Genomic DNA, 18,856 nt, shown 5'->3' with positions numbered 1-18,856 from the left:
TGCATTCCAGATATCTACGCCGGTGCGGAAATGCAGGTAGAGTCGGGCCGTTATACCAGCCAGACAGCGAGTACGAGATGGACGTCACCGACCTCAAGACGATCGAAGCCGTGGCCCGGCATGGCAGCATGAACAAGGCCGCGGCCGAGCTCAATACCGTGCAGTCGAATATCACCGCGCGCATTCGCGCGCTGGAGGACGAGCTTGGCACCGTGTTGTTCGAGCGCCACGCGCGCGGGGTTCTCGTCACGCCGGCCGGTCGACGCCTCTTGCCGTTTGTGGGTCGTATCGCCAAGCTGATGGGCGAAGCCCGCGCCGCCGCGCGCGACGATGGCGTGCCGGCCGGCGCGCTGATGCTGGGCTCGCTGGAGACCACCACGGCCCTGCGGCTGTCGCCGCTGCTGACACAGTTTGCGCGCACCTACCCCGCGGTCAGGCTCGCGGTGACGGCCGGCACCACGGCAGGCCTGGTGCGCGACGTGGTGGCCTCGCGCATGGATGGCGCGTTCGTGGCCGGGCCGGTCGCCCATCCGGACGTGCATCAGGAAAGCGTCTTCACCGAGGAGCTCGTGCTGGCCACCCGTCCCGACATCGACTCGCTCAAGGCGCTCGCGGCTGTCAGCGACCTGCGCATCGTGGTGTTCCAGGCGGGATGCTCGTATCGCCAGCGGCTCGAGTCCTATCTCGCGGGCGCCGGCATCGTGGTGGCCCGCCCGCTCGAATTCGGCTCGCTCGACGCCATCGTGAGTTGCGTGTCCGCCGGCGTGGGCATCACGCTGCTGCCGCGCGGCGTGCTGGCCCCGGCTGCCGCGTACGGGCGCATTGCGATCCACCGCATGCCACGCGAGCTGGCACGCGTCGAGACGCTGTTCATCCGCCGGCACGACGCCTATGTGTCGAGCGCGATGACGGCGTTCCTGACCATGACGCGGCAGTTTCACCGCAAGCGCTGAGTCACGCGGCCACGACGAGCGCGGAAGTCGACGGCCCAGGGCCGGCGCGCCGCGGTTGCTCGCCGGGGTTGCTCGCAGAGATGGGGGATCGGGCTGGCGGCCGGCGGGAGCGCCCGGTTGGCAGCGACCGGTTGGCGGCGACCGGCAGGCCGTCATTCCAACGCTACAATGCGCGCCGGCTCCCGCCATTTTCGTCCCAACTTCGCGTGCCCATGCAAAGCCAGCCGATCTCTACCGCGCCATCCGTGGCCGAAGCGTCCCCATCCCCCTACGCATGGAAAGCGCTGGCGGGCGCCGCCATCGGCTATGCGATGGACGGCTTCGATCTGCTCATCCTCGGCTTTATGTTGCCCGCCATCAGTGCCGCACTGGCGCTCGACAGCAGTCAGTCCGGCGCGCTGGTCACCTGGACGTTGATCGGCGCGGTGGCCGGCGGCATCGTCTTCGGCGCACTGAGCGACCGCTACGGACGCGTCCGCGTGCTGACCTGGACCATCGTCCTGTTTGCCGTGTTCACCGGCCTTTGCGCGTTTGCGCGGGGCTTTCACGAGCTGCTGGTGTTCCGCACCATTGCCGGCATCGGGCTCGGCGGTGAATTCGGTATCGGCATGGCGCTGGCCGCAGAAGCCTGGCCGGCGGGCAAGCGCGGGCGCGTGTCCTCGTACGTGGCGCTCGGCTGGCAGGCCGGCGTCCTGATGGCTGCGCTGCTGACGCCGCTGTTGCTGCCCGTGGTAGGCTGGCGCGGCATGTTCCTGATCGGCGTGATTCCGGCCTTTGTCGCCTGGTTTATCCGCAACCGTCTGCATGAACCGGAGGTGTTCGTACGTCGCGCGCCGGTGCCCAATGCCTTCCGCCTGCTGGTGGCGGACCGCAGGACCACGGCCACCAGCGTCGGCATCGTCATCCTGTGCGCGGTACAGAATTTCGGCTACTACGGCATCATGATCTGGCTGCCGACATACCTGTCCCGGACGCTCGGCTTCTCGCTGACCCGTTCGGCCATGTGGACCTCGGTCACGATCGTCGGCATGATGATCGGCATCTGCGTGTTTGGCCACCTGGCCGACCGCATCGGCCGCAAGCCGGCCTTCCTGCTGTTCCAGGCCGGCGCGGTCATCATGGTGATCGCCTACGCGCAGCTGTCCGATCCGATGACGATGCTGTGGGCCGGTGCCGTCATGGGCATGTTCGTCAATGGCATGATCGGCGGCTACGGCGCGCTGATCTCGGAAGCCTATCCGACCGCGGCGCGCGCTACCGCGCAGAACGTGCTGTTCAATCTCGGCCGGGCCGTGGGCGGACTGGGGCCGATCGTGGTGGGCACGCTGGCCGCGACATATTCGTTCCAGCTGGCCATCGCGCTGCTGGCCGGCATCTATGTCATCGACATGCTGGCCACCCTCTTCCTGATCCCCGAACTCAGGGGCATCGAACTCGACCAGGCGAGGTAGGCCGCGCCCGTCGCGCGGCTATTCGGATGCGGTCTGCAGCGCCGCTTCCACACGCCCGATATGTTCTCCCATGATGCGCTGTGCGCCGGCGGCATCGCCACGGCGCAGGCAATCGACCAGCGCGCGGTGCTGCGCATTCGATGCGATGCACCGCGTCCGGTCGGCAAAGAACGTGGCGCGGCGATGGGCGGACATCAGGTAAAACGGATGCACCATTTGCGTCAGCACCGTGTTATGCGCCGCTGTGAAGATGGCCATATGGAACGCGTAGTCGAGATCGGCAGCCTGCTCGTGCGCCCCCGCAATCGCCGCATCGAAGCGCTCCACAATGGCGTCGAGCGCCGCCAGGTCCGCGTCGGTGCGACGCGCGCAGGCGAGCTGTACTGCCTGTACCTCGACGATGCGCCGCACTTCCAGCGCCTCGCGCAGCTTGTCGGTGGTCAGGCTGATGCCGAGCTCCGAGAACAGGCTCAGCGTCTCCAGGCTGGTGCGCTCGGGCGTGGCCGTCAGGAATACGCCCGAGTTCGGCTTACGCGTCAGATAACGCAGGTTCTCCAGCACGGACAAGGCCTCCCGCACCACGCCGCGTCCCACGCCAAAGCGCTCCGAGAGTTCACGCTCGGAGGGCAGCCGCTCACCGGGATCGTAGTTGCGCTTCTGGATGAACGACAGCACATCGGCAAGCGTGCGGGTGGTCAGTTCCTGCTTTTCGGTGGACATGGGGAAACAATGGAAAAGCGCCCGCGCCGCACCTGGCGGGAGCGGGCGCCCGGAATGTTGCGCCGGATATTACTACTGTTTGCGGCGCATGCCCGCCTGACGATCAGAATTTGACCACGTAGCCCGGCCCGTCGATAAACGGAAAATCGCTGAAGACCGCTTCGTCGATCTCAAGCCCCAGACCGGGCTTCTCCAATGGCTTCACGCAGCCGTCCGCATCGGTCGCGAAGGCCGGTCCGAACATGTCGCGGAACGGATTGAAGTGCGAGACGCACGCCTCGAAATAGCCGGGGTTGTCGACCGCCGCCAGCATATGCACGCACGCCGCGTGGTTGAGGCCCGTGGCCGAGCTGTGCGGATGCACCTTGTAACCCCACGCCGATACCAGCGCGGCGATACGCATGCCCTCGGTCACGCCGCCGGTCTTCGACAGGTCCGGCTGGAACACCTGCACGGCGCGCTCCTCCAGCAACTGCGCAAAATCGTAGCGCGTGTAGTGGTTTTCGCCGGCCGCCAGCGGCACGCGCGAGCCGAGCGCACCCGCGGCGCGGTAAGCGCCAAAGTTGTCGCAGGCAAACGGCTCCTCCAGCCAGCCCACGCGCGCGTCCTCGAGCGCCGGCATCAGGCGGCGTACCTCGTCAATCGAATAGGCGGCGTTGACATCGGTCAGGATGTCGATATCGTCGCCCAGCACGCTACGCACATGGGCGACGCGCGCGGCATCGTTGGCCACCGTATCGCCAAGGCGCAGCTTGAGCGCGCGATAGCCGCGATCGATATACGTCAGGGCCTCCCCGGCAAGCGACTCCGGCGCCTGGAAGCCCAGCGCGATGCCGCCCGCATACGCCTGAATCGGCTTGCTGCTGCCGCCAAGCAGCTTGTACAGCGGCTGGTTGCAGAGCTTGCCGCGAGCGTCCCATAGCGCCATATCGATGCCCGAGAGCGCGAGCGCGGCGCCGGCGCCCAGGCCGTGGCTCGCCAGTTGCATCTTGTGGATGCGGCTCCAGACGCCATTGGTGTCGAAGGCGTCCATGCCGGTCACCAGCGGCGCCAGCGTATTGGCGATCAGACTCGTCACGGCGCCGGGACTGCGGCCCGGATGCGCCTCGCCATAGCCGACCACGCCGCACTCGGTCTGCACGCGCACGATGATGGCGTCGCGCTTGATGGTGCTGCCGATGCCGAGCTTGACCGTCTTCCCCTCGGGCAGGCGGAACGACAGGGGAATGGCCTGGATGGATTGGATTCTGGACATGCGAGCAATACTCCTGGTGGAAATCCGGCGCGATCGGCACGACGTCGTTCGCGCGAGGGGTCAGGCACAACGACAGGCAAGACACGCGTCAGCGCGGCAACGTCGCCCAGCGCGCAAGGATCTGCGCCTCCGCGTCCCGATTGACCCAGTGCGGCGGAAAGCGGCCGGCCAGTACATCGAGCACCTGCGCTGCGGCGCCCATGCTCATCGCGTGCAGGCTCTGCGCGGAGATCCCCGCGGCATGCGGGGTCAGCCGCGTGGACGGGCACGCGCGCAGCGGATCGCCAGGCGGCAACGGCGTGGTCGCGAACACGTCGAGCGCGGCACCGGCCACGCGGCCGGCATGCAGCGCATCGCATAGCGCATCACTGTCTACCACCGCGCCACGCGATACATTGATCAGATACGCCGACGGCTGCATCGCCGCGAGTTCGGCCGCGCCGATCAGGCCCTGCGTCGAGGCATTGAGCGGACACGACAACACCAGGAAGTCGGCCTTGGCCAGCCCTTCTTCGAGCGCCACGTATGTCACGTTCGGCGCGGTGGTCCCGGTGCGCGACGGGTGCACACCGAGCACGCGCATGCCAAACCCGAGCGCGCAGATCGCGGCCACGCGCTGGCCGATGGCCCCCACCCCGATGATCGTCACGGTCCTGCCGCTGATCTGCTGGCCCTGGTCGGCAACGGCACGACCGTCCTGCCACGCGGCATGACGCAGGCGGTCTTCCTGTTCCGCCAACCGCCGCGATAGCGACAGCATCTGGCCCACCACATATTCGGCAACCGCGGTCGCATTGACCGCCGGCACATTGGCCACCAGCACGCCATGCGCGGACGCTTCCGCCACCGGAATCATGTCGAGCCCCGCGCCATGGCGGATGGTCGCGCGCAGTCGGGCCGCCCGCGCAAACAGCAATGGCGGCAGGCGATTTCGCACCACCACGACATCGGCATCCGCGAGATCGTCGATATAGCCGTCGCCGTCCCGCCATGGCCGTACCACAAAGCGGCCGGCACCCTCCAGCAAGGCTTGCGCATCCGCGTGAATGCGGTCGGTGGCGACGATCAGTGGCGCAGGCATCGGGAAGTGGTCATATTTATTTGGTAGTACCAGTTTGGTATGGTAAGTTGTACCTATCCGGAGCGTCAACCACAACAAGATGGTGAAGGAGACATGCATGACCGCAACCAGACCGCGTCGCTGGCTGGCCGCTGCATTGGCGTTGCTCGCTACGCTGGCAGTCCAGTCCCTCCATGCCGCCGAGGCCGACGGCTATCCCGACAAGCCGATCCGCATCGTGGTGCCCTACCCGCCGGGCGGATTCAATGACACGCTCGCGCGCACGGTCGCAGAGAAAATCACCACGTGGTGGAAGCAGTCGGTGGTGGTGGACAACCGCCCGGGCGGCAACACCGTGATCGGTAACAGCCTCGTGGCCAAGTCGGCGCCCGACGGCTACGCGCTGCTGATCACGCCCCTGCCGTTTGCCGCCTTGCCCGCGCTCTACGGCAGCAAGCTGCCCTATCACCCGACCCGGGATTTCGCGCCCGTGATCTGGGCGGCGAGCACGCAGAACGTGCTGGTTGCGCGCAACGACCTCGGCCTGGCGACGGTGAAGGACGTGATCGATTTTGCCAAACGGCAGCCTGGCAAGCTGAACTACGGCTCCACCGGTGCGGGCTCGTCCAACCATCTGTCGATGGAGCTGTTCCAGAAGATGACGGGCACGCGCATGACCCACGTGCCGTACAAGGGCAGCAGCCCCGCGGTGGTGGCATTGATCGGCGGCGAGACCGATCTCATGTTCGACAACCTGCCCAACGTGATCAACCAGCTGCGCGCCGGCAAGATGAAGGCGATCGCGGTGACCGGGCAGACGCGGTCCGTGCTGCTGCCCGATGTACCGACCGTGGCGGAGGCCGGCGTCCCCGGCTATGAAGTCAACGTCTGGTTCGGCATCCAGGCCCCGGCCGGCACGCCCGCGCCGGTCGTGCAGAAGCTCAACGGCGAGATCGCGAAGGTGCTGGCGGAACCGGACGTGGTCAAGCGCTTCCGCGACCAGGGCGTGGAAGTGGTGGGCGGCCCGTCAGCGCGCTTCGGCACGATGATCGAGGCGGAAATCCGCAAATGGGGCGACGTGGTGCGCGAGGCCAACGTGCATCTGGAGTAGTGGACGCTAACCCGGCAGAGCGTCAGTGCCTGAGCTCAAAGATGCTGTCGATTTCGACCGGGATGCCCATTGGCAGCGTATGGACCCCCAGCGCGCTTCGCGCCGGCAACTGATCCTGGCCATACAGGGTCAACAGCACGTCGCTGGCGCCATTGGCCACCTGCGGATGATGGATAAAGGACGACGCCGCGCGCACGTACACCGTCAATCGCGCGCATCGCACGATATTGTCCAGTCCGCATGCCTCGTCGATGCAGGACAGGATCATCAGCATGGTCAGACGCGCGGCTTCCTGCGCCTCCTCCAGCGAGAGATCGTGACCGACGATGCCGACCACCGGCTTGCCATCCTTGAATGGGCCGAGGCCGGACACGTACACCTGGTTGCCTGAAACCGATACGGTCCGATAGGACCCGAGTGGACGAATGGGCGGCGGAAGTTGCAGGCCGGCCCGGGACAGGCGATCGAAGATGGTCATGTTTCTCTTACCCTCGCATTACCGTCAATGGCACCCAATCGTTGCTGGTGCTGGTGCTGGTGCCGGGCTGTGAGCTCAAGGACGGCGGCGTGTCACGGTGAATGTCGCATCGGACGACGGGCTCGCGTTGGCGCCCGATCCATGTTCTTTGTTCCGGACAAGGAACTGGCGCCCCATAAGGATGATCAGCGCACTTGCCAGTGTATATCCGACCGAGATCACCGCTACAGGCAGCAGCCCATCAACCAGGAATGGTGCGACAGCTTGAGTAGCCGCCGCGGCGAGGCCGAGCGCGAGAAACATAAGAAGACCAGACGCCCGGCCGACGTATTCAGGCGAAACGTCGAGGGCGCGCGCCATCGTAGCCGGCCCTCTCAGACCTAGAGCGCCGCAAAACAGGACCCAGGTTGCAATCAGCGCGGTCGCGGAGCGAGCTTCCAGTAAAGCCAGCGCGAGCATCGCGGCCGTCGCAACTACCTGCAGCACGACCCCTGCAGCGATCAACCGATCGATACCATACGAGGCGGTCAGCCGACCGCTCTGCGATGCCGAAACAACAAAGGCGGATACGCCGAGAGCCTGGAGAATGGCGAACGTCTGCGGTTCCGCGCGTAGCCAGACCTGAACGACTTGCGGTGCGCTGGCGACAAAGGTCAAAAGCGCCGCAAAGCAGAGCGCATGGCCAAGCGCATACCCAACATAGGCAGGCTCACGCAGCAACACCATGTAACCCAGCGAAGTCTCACCGCCCACGGGGCGCCGCTGTTCAGGGACACTCCTCAATGCAAACGGCGTCAACACGAGTGCGAGACCCGCGACAATCCAAAAGCTGGCGCGCCAGTCGGTCAGACTCAACAGCGCAGTCCCTGCGATCGGTCCGACAGCCGGTACGAGACTCTCCGCGATACCGAGCCACGACATCGCACGAACCGTATCGCGGTCGCTGAACCGCTGCCGTATCAACGAAGGAACGACGACAGTGGCAGCGCCAACGCCTAACCCCTGAAATGCTCTTCCGACGATCAAAACGCTTATGGAGGGCGCCATCGCGCAGGCGATCCCAGCCACGATCTGGAGCCCGATCGCGACTTTAAGGACCGCTTTCCCACCGAACCGATCAGCGGCTACGCCCCAGAGCAACTGCGATAGCGCCAGGCTCGCCAGGAAAACAGCGAGCGTCGCCTGCGCTTGCGGAATGGTGCCGCCGATTTCCGAGGGCAGAGACGAGACGGCAGGTAGATATAGATCCGTTGCCGATAATCCTACGGCCGTCAGTATCGCAAGCGGAATCACCGCCCTGATTGGCTTCACTCCCACTCGGTCATTAACAGGTCACCGAGATCCGCGTGGTTAAAGGGGTTGGCAATGATTGACATAGGATTTACCGTCGCTTTTACCGTCAGAATCACACGCCCTTGCAAACACAGAAAATAATACAATTTGTAGGGCAACAATCTCTGTAACAGTATCGTCAATCACCTAGAATGATACCAGCAGTATCCTAAAAAGTAGAGGCGCACCCCATTCGCCAAGACCAGTCCTACTTAGCTTTGCCCCTATGCGCCTCGCCCGGCCATATATCTCACCACTGCCTCCTTAAGAAATGGCATGACCACCGGTCCGACAACTGCAGCACCCGGCCCGCCGTCTAGGAGCAACGCGAGAGACGCACGATCCAACCTGCCGGTTTCGATCTGGTCAAGCAACTCTGCCTCAAAACGAGCTAGTGCCAAACCCAGCAGGTGTTCGGTTTTTTCCGACAAACCGCTTTGAGCTGCGGCATCTGGCTGGATGAAGCTATCAATCTCATCGCGTACCGCATCCGCCAGGTACGACGCTCGGAACTGCTCAGCCAGCCCTGCTACCGCCGCCTTCAATAGCATCAAGACGCGCTGGGATTGGATGCCAACTATGCTATGAATACACGCGACTCGATCACGTCGCGTCATGGTGGCGCTTTCTGCTAGCACAGGAAATATCTCGTCGAGCAATTGCTCTAATTCTTTACGCTCAAGTTTTCCGAGAAGCTTCGACAACGCCTGAAGGCAGGTCTGTACTACTCGCGGACGATACGTCTCTTCTGGCTCAATGGGGTAGATAGGAAATGCTTTTACGATATCGGAAATCTGTTCGTTGACATGGTGCGAATAATGAAGCGCAGTCGGATTTATTTCGACAACAACCTCCTTGTCAGCGCATACATTGATCGCCCCAAAATTCACAGAAAAATCCGCGAAACCGAATAGAGACACCCTTGCATACGCGCTCTGCGTCGACGAGGACACGCCTATGATGATCCAGTGCGAAAACTCAAACTGAGCAGCCTGCTTTATTGCATCGGGAAGAATATCCCACCAAGCAAAGCGAATGTTTTTACCTCCTAAAACATAGGCCTTGAAAGCGTCCAAGCCAGGCTGGCGTGCTTCGTCGGGAAAATAATGAGCAAAATGCGTCAGCGCTATATAGGAAATCGCTCGAATGCCTTCAGTGCCTCCAAACCCGGAAGATAGGGTTGGCCGCTCCGTTAAATAAGACGACGTGATTCCCCCGCGTTTTTCGAAAACGATCTTTCCCGGTTTCTTTCGTTCGCGTTTCAACCATTGCTGAAACTGTGACTCCCCTGCGAAATGATAAGTCGGGGGCTCTTCACCATCGATTTTCGTGGCAACCGGCCCTGGCATGTTCGGTTCAATATGGTTGCCAAAAATAGTATATGCCCTACCCGTTCCACCATCAGTGAAGGAATACTTCTGAGGCTTGCGGCCACGGTCGTGTAATACGCCTAAACGGGCGTTAAGGGCGGCGACTTGTTCAACCAATAAATTGACAAGTCCAGAGAATCCCCCGTTATGTTCACCACAATAGATACCCTGGTTCTCTCGGCGACCGCCCATCGCAGCGGGGAAAAGGTGTTCTCCTGTGCTTGCAGGTTTTTCGCATAAAATACAAATATCCGGCATCGGTTTAGTTTCAGCTTAGTGGAGTAGATAGTCGTCTAATCGTGGCGGCTAGTTTCGCGCCTGGACACAGCATCAAGCATTATGTATCAGCTCAGATCACATCCAAATCCGGCATGATACATTTTCTGAAACAGTCGGTCTCTCGCTTCTTCTATTATCCGCGGCTCGGCGTGAATAACCGCTGGCCAGCGTCTAATAAGCCAAGCGCTCAGCCCAAACTTAATTAGCGGCCCCTCCGGCGTTTCCTCTACATCGGGCGCAGTATTCTGGTAATGAAGATAATCTGCCAGAGTGCCAGCCGGCGAGAACGGAAGGGGTGGACCTTCCGCCTTCCCCGCAACGCGCGCCGCTGCAGCAAATACTTCAAGGTCTCGAATAGAAATCACCAAGGTCTGTGACCATAGTCCTCGCACTTCTTCTTCTATTTTGGTCCCGTACCAGTCACGAAAGCGCTTCATCGAAACAAAAAGCGGTACGTCTTCGTAGGACACAACCACGTACAAACTACTATCGACAGATGCGCCGCTCAGATTGCACACTATTGCATCATTCGAGGCCAACCACTCAGAGAAAAACACATGCCCTTGACGAAGAGGTTGTCGCCCCCTCTCATTTGAACCAAGCAGGTTGGAAAACCAACTAAGAAAGCCATCAAGTTCAACAGTCTCGTAATGTTGCTGCGGAACCCGGTAGCATTTGGACTCAAAGACTATGGTCCGGTCATCTTGACTATGCAGAAAGCCGTCGGGGCTATCATGCGCAGGTAGAAAATGAAAAGGTGCGACAAATTCCGTTCGTTCCGACGCACACGCGATTTCGCGTAGAAGATCGCGCATATATTCCTCAACGACCAACCCCAACGCGCCGTAGAACTGGGCTGCCCCGTTTTGCGCACCTAAATTCGCAATGGTGCACTCCATAGCATCAAAAAGATTCTGCAGATCCCACCATTGCAACATCATGTGGGGAAGAGGAGCGAGCAAACCCCACTCACCCACTCTAACAATCGGAAAACGCCGAAATGGATTTTGAATACTGCCTGGGTATGCAGGAGTCTTGCCAAGATACTCCTGCACCTCCTGAAGCGTCGGGAACGCTGTCTGTGCAATTGTGGCCAGTTGTGCTTCACTGAACGTTGTGTGCTCCATCAGATTGCGGATATCTGAATGGTAGCCCGCAGACTGCCATAACCCCATGATAAGCAGCAGCCTATTGGATATATCAAGAAACGCTGTGTGCTCTAACGATTTGACATGGATACTTTCGTTCGCAAGAAGCGTGGCCCATATCTCCACAAACATGCGCCGACTCCGGCCAATCTCAAACTTGGGCGCCCACGAGCTGCCCTGCTGCTCCAAATGCGTAAACCATAATTTTCTTAGCAATCTCTCATATTTAAGATCAGCCGGGAGTTCCAAGCGGCTACTCAGCGCCCCATGGTTTTCTCGAATTTCATTAATCTGAGCGCAGGCAGAGCGAAGAACCTCCAGGACCGCTTTGGTGATTGATGGATCCAACGTCTCACGCAATTCTTCAATAACTAGGAGAATGAACCATTCCTTGACAACGGGATGGATATTCATATCATAAATCGGAGGAACGCCACTAAAGGTGCCATCATTCTTCAATGCATTCTGGCGCGTAAATAAGCGAATCACCGTGATTGCGTCAGCCGAATTTACTGCCTTCAAAGCATCAAGAAACCGAGGCCAGCCCGGAAAGTGTTCCTTCTCAAGAATTTTAACCTCAGCCCCCATCACTCATACCCTTTAGTAGAGACAGCGCCGTTGAAGAATAGCTATTACTGAATCACCTCAGTTATAGGTTTGAATCTTGTCGCAACAGGTTAAATACCTCAAAGCTTTCGCTACTTAAACATCGACAGATTGGTGTATTCATAATTAATTATCCAAGAGTTCACGGATGCACTTAACAATATTTTTCAGTCACTTCGTCCAAGGTGACGTGCCTAGCATCCATCGCACGGCAACCGAGGCTCAGCCATTCTGCGCCTCTGTGAGCATCTCCTGCTACTTTTCTAACCCCGAGATTTTTTGAATCCCCTGTCTCCGGCCATAAATGCCTCCAGCATGTGTGGAATCAGCACCACCGTATCGACCGTTTCGCCATAAGCCTGCCCATATAGCGCGGCATAGCGATCCAGGTCGGCCTTGAGATCTGCAGGGCAAGAAAAGCTCATTTTGACACTTTCGGTTCTTGGCAGCGGTCCGAGCCGCAGCTTCTTTGCACTATTCATCGTGAAATCCCGCGGTTGAAAAACAGAGGTTGATACGGCCGTAACACCAGATCCCGATTGACGATGATCCTCACAGGCAACCCCGGCCGCTCGGTCAACGTCGGCTGGATATTCAGGTTGCGCCGAGTCATCTCCTGGCCAGTCTGATTCACGCTGTCCTGCAAACTGTCGCGGCCGGCGATGATGACGCGATCACCATTGCGGTTCTCTGGTGCCGCCAGCTCAGCCCCGACGCCCAGCAGCGTCGTCAGTACGGCACCCTCGAAGATGCGGTCCCAGTGCCAATCGACGTCGTCCTCCAAGCCGGCGTAACCGGCCGGGTCGGCGCCGGCCAGGTTATCGAGCGTGAGCGAGGACGTGTCCGGCAGGATGATCCGGTTCCACACCACCTGCACGCGGCTCTGCCCGTAGGCGACCTGGCTGTTGTATTTGCCGAAGATGCGCGAGCCCTGCGGGATCAGCAGATACCGGCCAGTCGCTGTGTCATATATTGGCTCCGTCACCGTCCCGATTACGTCGCCCGGCAGGTCGGACTTGATGCCCGTCACCAGCGCCGCTGCGATCACCGTCCCGGCCATGACTTGATACGGCGAGGTCGGCATTTGCAGATTGCCAGAATTACGGGTTTCTGCAGATCCGGCTTTCTGGAATGCCTCTTTCTGATCCTGCCGGTTCTGCACGGCAGTCGGGTCGGCGGGCTGCGCCGCGGTCGATGCCGGCCCAGCGGCCTGCGGGTCGAAGCCCGCGAGGCCGGAGGCCGGGACGGGAGTGGCAACCTGCGCGGGCGCAGCAGCGGCGCGCTGGTTGCTGGAGCGGAAAAACACCGACGAACCTGCCGCCGCTTCGGCCTCCTTGTGCAGCGCGTCGCGCTCAGCCGCCGCCGCGTCTTGTCCGGGCGGCCTGTAGCTGGCCACCACAGGCGGCTGCGACTTGACGATGGCTGGTCCCAAGTCGCCCGGCAGCGGCGGCCCCAGCTCTGATACCTTCGCTGGCAGCTTCGAGTAATCGCTGGGAAGCTGGTTGAGTCCTTCCGAGCGCGACACGCGATCGACGTTGTAAAGCTCTGTTGGCTCGTTCCCAGCACGCCGGTGCTTCGGCTGCAACGACCACATCGTTGCACCGAGCACCACAACGCCCAGGCCAGCAGTCAGCAGCGCTAGCGTTCGTCGGTTAAGGCGTGTCACCGCGCGCGGCTGCGCCCGCAGGGTCAAGTTTTCCGGTGCGACCTTCGGCGCAGCGTCGGGGGTCGGCAAGTCCGAGGTGTCGTCCTGGTTCATGGTCAATTCCCCCGCGTGCCGTCCGTGCGCTCGATGCGCACCACATCGCCCTTGTCTCCACCCAGGCGCAGTTCGGCCGCGCCAAACAATCGGTCCACGATGTAGTACGGCGAACGGAAACGGTAGTTGACGAGTTGGCCGTCACCCTGCGCCCCGATTACAAACAAGGGTGGCAGTTCGCCTTGGGCGATACCGGGCGGAAACTGAATGTAGACCTTCTCGCCGTCGTCGAAGGCCCGCTGCGGCTTCCATGGCGGGTTGCTGCCACTGACTGCGTAACGGAAGCGGATCTTCTCCAACGACAGCCCGGAATCGATTGGCGCCGCTGCCTGCGCGGCTCGATCTTGACGCTGCAGGGCCAGCATCTGGTCCTTCGGGTACTCCCACGACACCGACGCCATCCATGCCTTGTTCGTCGAGGTCAGCTCGATCAGGTAGGTGCGCCGATTGGTCGTGATGACAAGATTCGTCTTGAGGCTCGAACGGATGGGCTTCACGAGTACGTCAGCGTCGAGGACGGCACGCTTTGGCACAACCTGCCGCAGCAAGCCGGGGCGTAGCCCCACAAGCCCCGCACTTTGCGGCGGGGCGCCATCGAAATCTTGCCCGCGCCAGCGGGCGCGGATTGCCGTGCCGCGTGCAAGGCGCTTGCACGCCCGCCACGTCGCCGCCTGGTCGAAGGCGGCGACGTGGCGATTTTGCTGCAGGCGTTGAAAACCGGGTGCGGCCACTGCCGCGCCCGGTTCGGATGAAAGCCCCGGCGCTGTGCGCCGGGGCTATGGGACTACTTCACGCGGCCAGCGCGTGCGCTTCCTCCTCGCTGGTGGCGTCTTCCGGCGCGTCGGCGTCAGCCTCGTCCGCCGCCTCTGGCACGCCTTCCGGCTCGGTGTTATGGCCGGTCTGGAATACGGCGGGCATCCAAGCCGTACCATCCGCCAGCCGTTCCGCTTCGCTGGCAATGTCGCCTTTCTTCAACTTTGACAGGCGGGTGAAATGCGCCGGGGCGTACTGGTTCACGGCTTCCAGAATCACGGCCTTGGGGACGTGCTGGAAATAGCCCTCGGCGGTCGGCTTCCACCATGCGGCCATGTCCAGCTCCACGGCCTGCGCCAATTCCGCGCCGGGCTGATGCTGCGTAGCGCGGGGCGTCACCACGTCCACCGTGGAAGCCACGCATACAGCTAGCAGGCGCACCAGTTCATCTTGCGACTTCGCCAGCAGCACGGCGAACAGTTCGGCGCTGTCCTGCGGCAAGGCTTCGCCCGCGACTTCCTGCAAGCTGCGCAGCGCCACGGCGGCAGGCGATTCCGACACGTCCGGGGCGAGGCTTTCCAGCCGGTCTTGCACTTTCAGGCTCACGCCCAGCGGCAAGTCGTGGCCGTGGTAGCGGTCTTGCAGCACGGTTTGCACCATGCAATGCACCAGCGCGGCCAACGCCACCTGCGGATGCCGTGCGACTTCGATTTGCAGCGCGGCGGTGCGGTTGGCGCTCAACCGCTGCGCCAGCCGGTCGGACAGGCTCGCAGTGGGGGGCGTCTCGTCGGTGCGGCTGTCTTCTTCGTCGTTCGCGCCATCGCCCGCGCTGAAACCCTGCCGCAGCTTTTCCAGCGTGCGCAACGCCTTGGCTTCCGCTTCGCGCAACAGGCCGCGATAGATCACGGCTTCACCCTCGCGGTCGAGCGTGACGATGACACCGGCCACGGCACGCACCTCCGGGGCGTAGCCCTGCAAGGCATCCTCCACGGCTTGCAGTTCCTCGGCCACCTGTTCGCGGCGCGATTCCAGCGTCCCGGCCTTGTCCTCGTCTTCCGCGTCGTAGGCATCTTCCAGTTCGGCGTCGATCTTTTCGAGGCGGGTTTGCAGCGAGGCAATGCGGCGCGCTTGGCGGGCAGTCGGTTCGTGGCGATGGCGCGGCGCGTTCTGGAACGTCTGGCGGTCGGCGTGGCTCATGTGCGGTACGGCTTCCACCCACGCCCAACCTTCGGTGCGCACGTCCTCGGCCAGCGCGTCCAGCTTGCCGCGCACCAGCGTTTCCAGCAGTGCGGCGTCGGTTAGGTAGGTTCCGGCATCGCCTTCGGCAAACAGGTCGCGGCGCAGGCCACCGCCTGCCGCCGTGTAGGCGTCCAGCCCGACGAAACGCACCAGCGGATGCGAGGCATTGATTTCGCGCTCGGTCAGGCGGTCGCGCAGCGCGGATGCGCTGCGCTGCCACTCCGGCGCACCGTAGTACGCGGTTTCCTGCGCGGCATGGTCATCGGTGATGGTCAAGGCCATCAACTGTTCCAGCGTGGCGGCTCCGGCGCGGTAGTCGGTCAGCAGGCGCGGCGATATATTGGCGAGTTTGAGACGGCGCTGCACCACCAGCGGGGACACGCCGAAATCGGCGGCAATGTCTTCAATGGGTCGGCCTTCCTCGACCAGCGCCGCGAAGGCCACGAACTGGTCTGCGGGGTGCATGTTCTCGCGCTGCACGTTCTCGGCGAGGCTGACGGTACGGGCGGACGCATCGGCCACCAGCAGGCACGGCACTTCGTAGTCGGCGGCAATGCGCTTCTTCTTCGCCAGCAGCTTCAAGGCGGTCAGGCGGCGGTCGCCTGCGACGACTTCGTACTGCTCGCCATCGGCGGACAGGATGACGATGAGGTTTTGCAGCAGGCCGACGCGGGCGATGCTCGCGGCCAGTTCGGGAATGGACTGGCGCGGTGTCGTGCGGACGTTGCGCTTGGAACGGCGCGGCAACAGTTGCGACAGCGGAACCAGAATCAGGTTCTTGGTCGGGTCGGCCACTTCCAGCGGCGCGGCGGTTTCGACGGCGAAGGCTTCGGTTTTGGTAACGGCGTTCATGGTGATTGCTCCTAGCGGTTGGGATGCAGCAGCGAAGAAAGCGGCAAGGGCTGCTGCCTGCCCCTGCCGCTGTGGGGTTCAGGCTTTCAACTGGCGCAGGCCATCGGCCAGCAGCCAAAGGGCGCGATTGAGGCGGATGCCGTTGTCGATGCCTTGCACCGCGCGCGTGGTCTGGCGGCGACCGTTCGCGGCACGGGCAGACAAGCCGCCTTTGATGAGGTTTTCTTGCGTGCGGTTGAACACGCTCCACAAGTCGCTGCGGCTGTCGTCGTGACGGCGCGGCAGCAGGATTTGCGATTCGGTGATGGGCGCGGGCTTGTCGTCGTCGTACTTCAACGCCAGCGCGGCGCGGGCGAACACTTCCGATTCCCCGGCGTCCAGCGTGATTGCCTGCATGGCATCGCGGGATTCCTGCACACGGTCAAAGCCGTGCAGGACTTCGTAAGCGCCTTCGATGACGTGGGCGGCTACGTCGCCTTTATGCGGAACGCGCACGTCCGCCACGGTGTCGCCGCAAACGAGTCCGTTTTGACACACGAAACGGAACATGCCGGCCAACATCTGATAGCTGCTCGTGCCGTCATGCGAATTCAGCAGGATGATTTCGTTGGCTTCGCGCCCGTTGATCTGGCTGACATGGCGCAGCCGAATCATGTGCTTGGTGTAATCGCGGCGGTCTTCGGCACGCACACGGGTCTGGCACACCATGAACGGCTCGAAACCTTCCCCGCGCAGTTCTTGCAGCACGGTTGCGGTGGGGATGTAGCTGTACCGCTCGGAACGGCTTTCATGCGGGGCGTCCGCGAAGATGGAAGGCGCGACGGCTCGGATTTGGTCATCCAACAAGGGACGTTCCGAACGCAGCACCGGCGAACGGGAAGCGAAGCGGGATGCGAGTTGCATGGTCTTTCTCCTGACGAAAAGGGTTTGCTGTTCAAACCGCACACCGGATTCCTAGATTCGGAGCCCAGCCTTTCGGCTGTTTTGTGCGGTTGGCACGAGGAACCCGGTTGGCCCTGTTGCCACCGTCTTTCCTGAGTTCATCGCCCGCGACGGTCAGGAGCGCGCGGACGGGGGCCGTCAAGGAAACAAGCGCAGGGTTGGTGCGGCCCGCAGGCGCAGCCGAGGACACGGCCCTGCGCGCCTTGACGGCACACGACCGCGGGCTACAGTCGCGGACAAGGTGATGAAGTCAGGGGAGACGGCTGGACATGGCAACGGCCGCCTCGATGTGCAGACCGCACGCAAGCGAAGCGCGCAGGCCCGAAGCTGGAAGCCGGGCCGTAGGCGTCAGCGATGGAAGCCCGTAGGGGGCGAGACTCGCGTAGCGGGGCTCGATGCGAAGCACGATAGCGCGGCCGGCCACGTGGTGGCGGGGACGCCCATAGCCTGTTCGAGCGACAACGCTTGAAAAACAGCCGCGTATCCTCACCTATCGACAACGGCATTCGCCGTCAACAATAGGGGGGGATATGGCAGATTTCTGCATTACGGCAGTTCGCTACAGCACAGACCGCAATCACATTGAATATGTGCAGGTGCGAGAGGAAAAGTCGAAAACAATCGGTGCACCGAGGACGGTTGCGCGCGCCTTCGTGGCGGATCTCATCCGTCTTGAAAAAGCCAGTTTCCAAACGCGAATGAAAACAGCCGACGACACGTGGACGCGGGGCGCGGATGTGCATCTCATCGATGATGTGTACCTGACGACTGACAGGAACAGCACCGAGCGGGATAACTTGGGGAACTTGCCGGAGTTCTAACGAGGTCGCACCGTTCTGCAGTGACGTTGGAGTGATAGAAGAATGAGCGCGCCGTCCTTTGGACGGCGCGCTTGCTTTGGGCTCCACAACGATCTGCCCTGCCCGCCGCGCATCACGCGCGTAGGCGCTCAGGCGCTTCTCCGCACGGAAGTGCAAATCGCGCTCGATCGGCAAGCCGAGTCGCCCGCGCACGGTCGCCAGCTCCTGCAAGCTGACCCAGCCAAGTTCGGGCATCCCCAGGCCCAAGTCGCACAAATTAAAGGCGTGGTCGTGATCGTCCGGGTCAATCTCGGTCAGCAGCCAGGTCGCGCCGGCGTCCGGCGTGAACAGCTTGACCACGGGAGCCGGATCGAAGTCGGGGTTATCCAAGGATTCGCGGCCATTGGCCAGCAGCAGAAAGCGTTGTTCGTCGGTGATGAATGCCCTCATGGCGATCTCCGGTTGCACGGGCGGAATTGCCCGGAACCGTCGCCAGCACGGCGCAGCGCAGCAGTCAGGGGCCGAAGCCGGCCGCCAGGACGCCAGCGCCATCGGCGCGCCGCCCTTGACGGCGAGAACGCCGTGGTACGGTGAAGGAAACAGCAAGACCGCCCTCCCCCTCGCAGCTATACCCAGGCAGGCGAGGCGCACAGGCCCGCAGTGGCCGATGGCGTCGGGGGCAAAGCCGGAGGGCCGCGACTCGGCCCGAGGCGCGGGGCGTAGCCCGCGAACCTAACGCTGGAACGCC

At 62.3% G+C, this 18,856-nt stretch carries 15 protein-coding genes and 2 pseudogenes; 4 read left to right on the top strand and 13 right to left on the bottom strand.

Features of this window, described 5'->3' with window-relative positions:
- The first annotated feature begins 77 nt into the window (after positions 1–77).
- Complete coding sequence (locus DFLDMN_RS03115) at positions 78–953, top strand: LysR family transcriptional regulator (protein WP_423197058.1); 876 nt, start codon at positions 78–80, stop codon at positions 951–953.
- A 212-nt stretch (positions 954–1,165) separates the two neighbouring features.
- Positions 1,166–2,404 carry an MFS transporter gene (locus DFLDMN_RS03110; RefSeq protein ID WP_423197057.1) on the top strand — a complete coding sequence of 413 codons (1,239 nt, stop codon included), beginning with the start codon at positions 1,166–1,168 and terminating at the stop codon, positions 2,402–2,404.
- Between the two features lie 18 nt (positions 2,405–2,422).
- On the opposite strand, the gene DFLDMN_RS03105 is transcribed toward DFLDMN_RS03110, so the two are convergent.
- The 3 genes from DFLDMN_RS03105 to DFLDMN_RS03095 all read right to left on the bottom strand — a co-directional run bounded on the left by DFLDMN_RS03105 (position 2,423) and on the right by DFLDMN_RS03095 (position 5,460).
- The gene (locus tag DFLDMN_RS03105; protein ID WP_423197056.1) at positions 2,423–3,124 is read right to left on the bottom strand and encodes a FadR/GntR family transcriptional regulator; all 702 of its coding nucleotides are present in this window, start codon (positions 3,122–3,124) and stop codon (positions 2,423–2,425) included.
- A gap of 103 nt (positions 3,125–3,227) precedes the next feature.
- Positions 3,228–4,379 carry a mandelate racemase/muconate lactonizing enzyme family protein gene (locus DFLDMN_RS03100; RefSeq protein ID WP_423197055.1) on the bottom strand — a complete coding sequence of 384 codons (1,152 nt, stop codon included), beginning with the start codon at positions 4,377–4,379 and terminating at the stop codon, positions 3,228–3,230.
- 88 nt (positions 4,380–4,467) lie between these two features.
- Positions 4,468–5,460 carry an NAD(P)-dependent oxidoreductase gene (locus DFLDMN_RS03095; RefSeq protein ID WP_423197054.1) on the bottom strand — a complete coding sequence of 331 codons (993 nt, stop codon included), beginning with the start codon at positions 5,458–5,460 and terminating at the stop codon, positions 4,468–4,470.
- A gap of 97 nt (positions 5,461–5,557) precedes the next feature.
- Between DFLDMN_RS03095 and DFLDMN_RS03090 the strand changes: the two genes are divergently transcribed.
- On the top strand, positions 5,558–6,550 hold the full coding sequence (locus DFLDMN_RS03090) for a tripartite tricarboxylate transporter substrate binding protein (protein ID WP_423197053.1): 993 nt from the start codon (positions 5,558–5,560) through the stop codon (positions 6,548–6,550).
- A 22-nt stretch (positions 6,551–6,572) separates the two neighbouring features.
- Here the strand turns inward: DFLDMN_RS03090 and DFLDMN_RS03085 are convergent, their stop codons facing one another.
- From DFLDMN_RS03085 to DFLDMN_RS03045, 9 genes and pseudogenes are all read right to left on the bottom strand, one after another.
- A complete protein-coding gene (locus DFLDMN_RS03085; RefSeq protein WP_423197052.1) occupies positions 6,573–7,028 on the bottom strand; it encodes a RidA family protein in 456 nt (151 codons plus the stop codon).
- Positions 7,029–7,103: 75 nt separating this feature from the next.
- Positions 7,104–8,339, bottom strand: coding sequence for an MFS transporter (locus DFLDMN_RS03080; protein WP_423197051.1), 1,236 nt, complete (start codon positions 8,337–8,339; stop codon positions 7,104–7,106).
- 245 nt (positions 8,340–8,584) lie between these two features.
- Positions 8,585–9,988, bottom strand: a complete 1,404-nt coding sequence (locus DFLDMN_RS03075) for a hypothetical protein (protein WP_423197050.1) — start codon at positions 9,986–9,988, stop codon at positions 8,585–8,587.
- 86 nt (positions 9,989–10,074) lie between these two features.
- Entirely contained in the window at positions 10,075–11,745 is a 1,671-nt protein-coding gene (locus DFLDMN_RS03070) for a hypothetical protein (protein WP_423197049.1), read from the bottom strand.
- A 281-nt stretch (positions 11,746–12,026) separates the two neighbouring features.
- Entirely contained in the window at positions 12,027–12,245 is a 219-nt protein-coding gene (locus DFLDMN_RS03065) for a DUF2274 domain-containing protein (protein WP_423197048.1), read from the bottom strand.
- Positions 12,242–13,522 (bottom strand): TrbI/VirB10 family protein, encoded by a 1,281-nt coding sequence (locus tag DFLDMN_RS03060; protein ID WP_423197047.1) that lies wholly within the window; start codon positions 13,520–13,522, stop codon positions 12,242–12,244. Before DFLDMN_RS03060 ends, DFLDMN_RS03065 begins: the two co-directional genes overlap by 4 nt.
- Positions 13,523–13,524: 2 nt before the next feature.
- Positions 13,525–14,037, bottom strand: a pseudogene (gene trbG / locus DFLDMN_RS03055) (P-type conjugative transfer protein TrbG); the annotation flags it as partial.
- A 274-nt stretch (positions 14,038–14,311) separates the two neighbouring features.
- Positions 14,312–16,366, bottom strand: coding sequence for a ParB/RepB/Spo0J family partition protein (locus DFLDMN_RS03050; RefSeq protein WP_423197046.1), 2,055 nt, complete (start codon positions 16,364–16,366; stop codon positions 14,312–14,314).
- A gap of 78 nt (positions 16,367–16,444) precedes the next feature.
- The gene (locus tag DFLDMN_RS03045) at positions 16,445–17,269 is read right to left on the bottom strand and encodes a DUF932 domain-containing protein (RefSeq protein WP_423197045.1); all 825 of its coding nucleotides are present in this window, start codon (positions 17,267–17,269) and stop codon (positions 16,445–16,447) included.
- 569 nt (positions 17,270–17,838) lie between these two features.
- Here DFLDMN_RS03045 and DFLDMN_RS03040 point away from each other — a divergent pair.
- Positions 17,839–18,129 carry a DUF3892 domain-containing protein gene (locus DFLDMN_RS03040; protein ID WP_423198293.1) on the top strand — a complete coding sequence of 97 codons (291 nt, stop codon included), beginning with the start codon at positions 17,839–17,841 and terminating at the stop codon, positions 18,127–18,129.
- Between the two features lie 84 nt (positions 18,130–18,213).
- Here the strand turns inward: DFLDMN_RS03040 and DFLDMN_RS03035 are convergent.
- Positions 18,214–18,558 (bottom strand): annotated as a pseudogene (locus tag DFLDMN_RS03035) (DUF2958 domain-containing protein); the annotation flags it as partial.
- Positions 18,559–18,856: the final 298 nt, after the last annotated feature.

The sequence above is a fragment of the Cupriavidus sp. H19C3 genome, assembly GCF_049393815.1.
Taxonomy (GTDB): domain Bacteria; phylum Pseudomonadota; class Gammaproteobacteria; order Burkholderiales; family Burkholderiaceae; genus Cupriavidus.
This window is presented reverse-complemented; position numbering and strand designations above follow the sequence as displayed.

Bases quoted from the DNA above. Each gene is read 5' to 3' on its own strand.
- DFLDMN_RS03115 (WP_423197058.1), top strand. From the start codon at position 78: ATGGACGTCACCGACCTCAAGACGATCGAAGCCGTGGCCCGGCATGGC.
- DFLDMN_RS03110 (WP_423197057.1), top strand. From the start codon at position 1,166: ATGCAAAGCCAGCCGATCTCTACCGCGCCATCCGTGGCCGAAGCGTCC.
- DFLDMN_RS03105 (WP_423197056.1), bottom strand. From the start codon at position 3,124: ATGTCCACCGAAAAGCAGGAACTGACCACCCGCACGCTTGCCGATGTG.
- DFLDMN_RS03100 (WP_423197055.1), bottom strand. From the start codon at position 4,379: ATGTCCAGAATCCAATCCATCCAGGCCATTCCCCTGTCGTTCCGCCTG.
- DFLDMN_RS03095 (WP_423197054.1), bottom strand. From the start codon at position 5,460: ATGCCTGCGCCACTGATCGTCGCCACCGACCGCATTCACGCGGATGCG.
- DFLDMN_RS03090 (WP_423197053.1), top strand. From the start codon at position 5,558: ATGACCGCAACCAGACCGCGTCGCTGGCTGGCCGCTGCATTGGCGTTG.
- DFLDMN_RS03085 (WP_423197052.1), bottom strand. From the start codon at position 7,028: ATGACCATCTTCGATCGCCTGTCCCGGGCCGGCCTGCAACTTCCGCCG.
- DFLDMN_RS03075 (WP_423197050.1), bottom strand. From the start codon at position 9,988: ATGCCGGATATTTGTATTTTATGCGAAAAACCTGCAAGCACAGGAGAA.
- DFLDMN_RS03070 (WP_423197049.1), bottom strand. From the start codon at position 11,745: ATGGGGGCTGAGGTTAAAATTCTTGAGAAGGAACACTTTCCGGGCTGG.
- DFLDMN_RS03065 (WP_423197048.1), bottom strand. From the start codon at position 12,245: ATGAATAGTGCAAAGAAGCTGCGGCTCGGACCGCTGCCAAGAACCGAA.
- DFLDMN_RS03060 (WP_423197047.1), bottom strand. From the start codon at position 13,522: ATGAACCAGGACGACACCTCGGACTTGCCGACCCCCGACGCTGCGCCG.
- DFLDMN_RS03050 (WP_423197046.1), bottom strand. From the start codon at position 16,366: ATGAACGCCGTTACCAAAACCGAAGCCTTCGCCGTCGAAACCGCCGCG.
- DFLDMN_RS03045 (WP_423197045.1), bottom strand. From the start codon at position 17,269: ATGCAACTCGCATCCCGCTTCGCTTCCCGTTCGCCGGTGCTGCGTTCG.
- DFLDMN_RS03040 (WP_423198293.1), top strand. From the start codon at position 17,839: ATGGCAGATTTCTGCATTACGGCAGTTCGCTACAGCACAGACCGCAAT.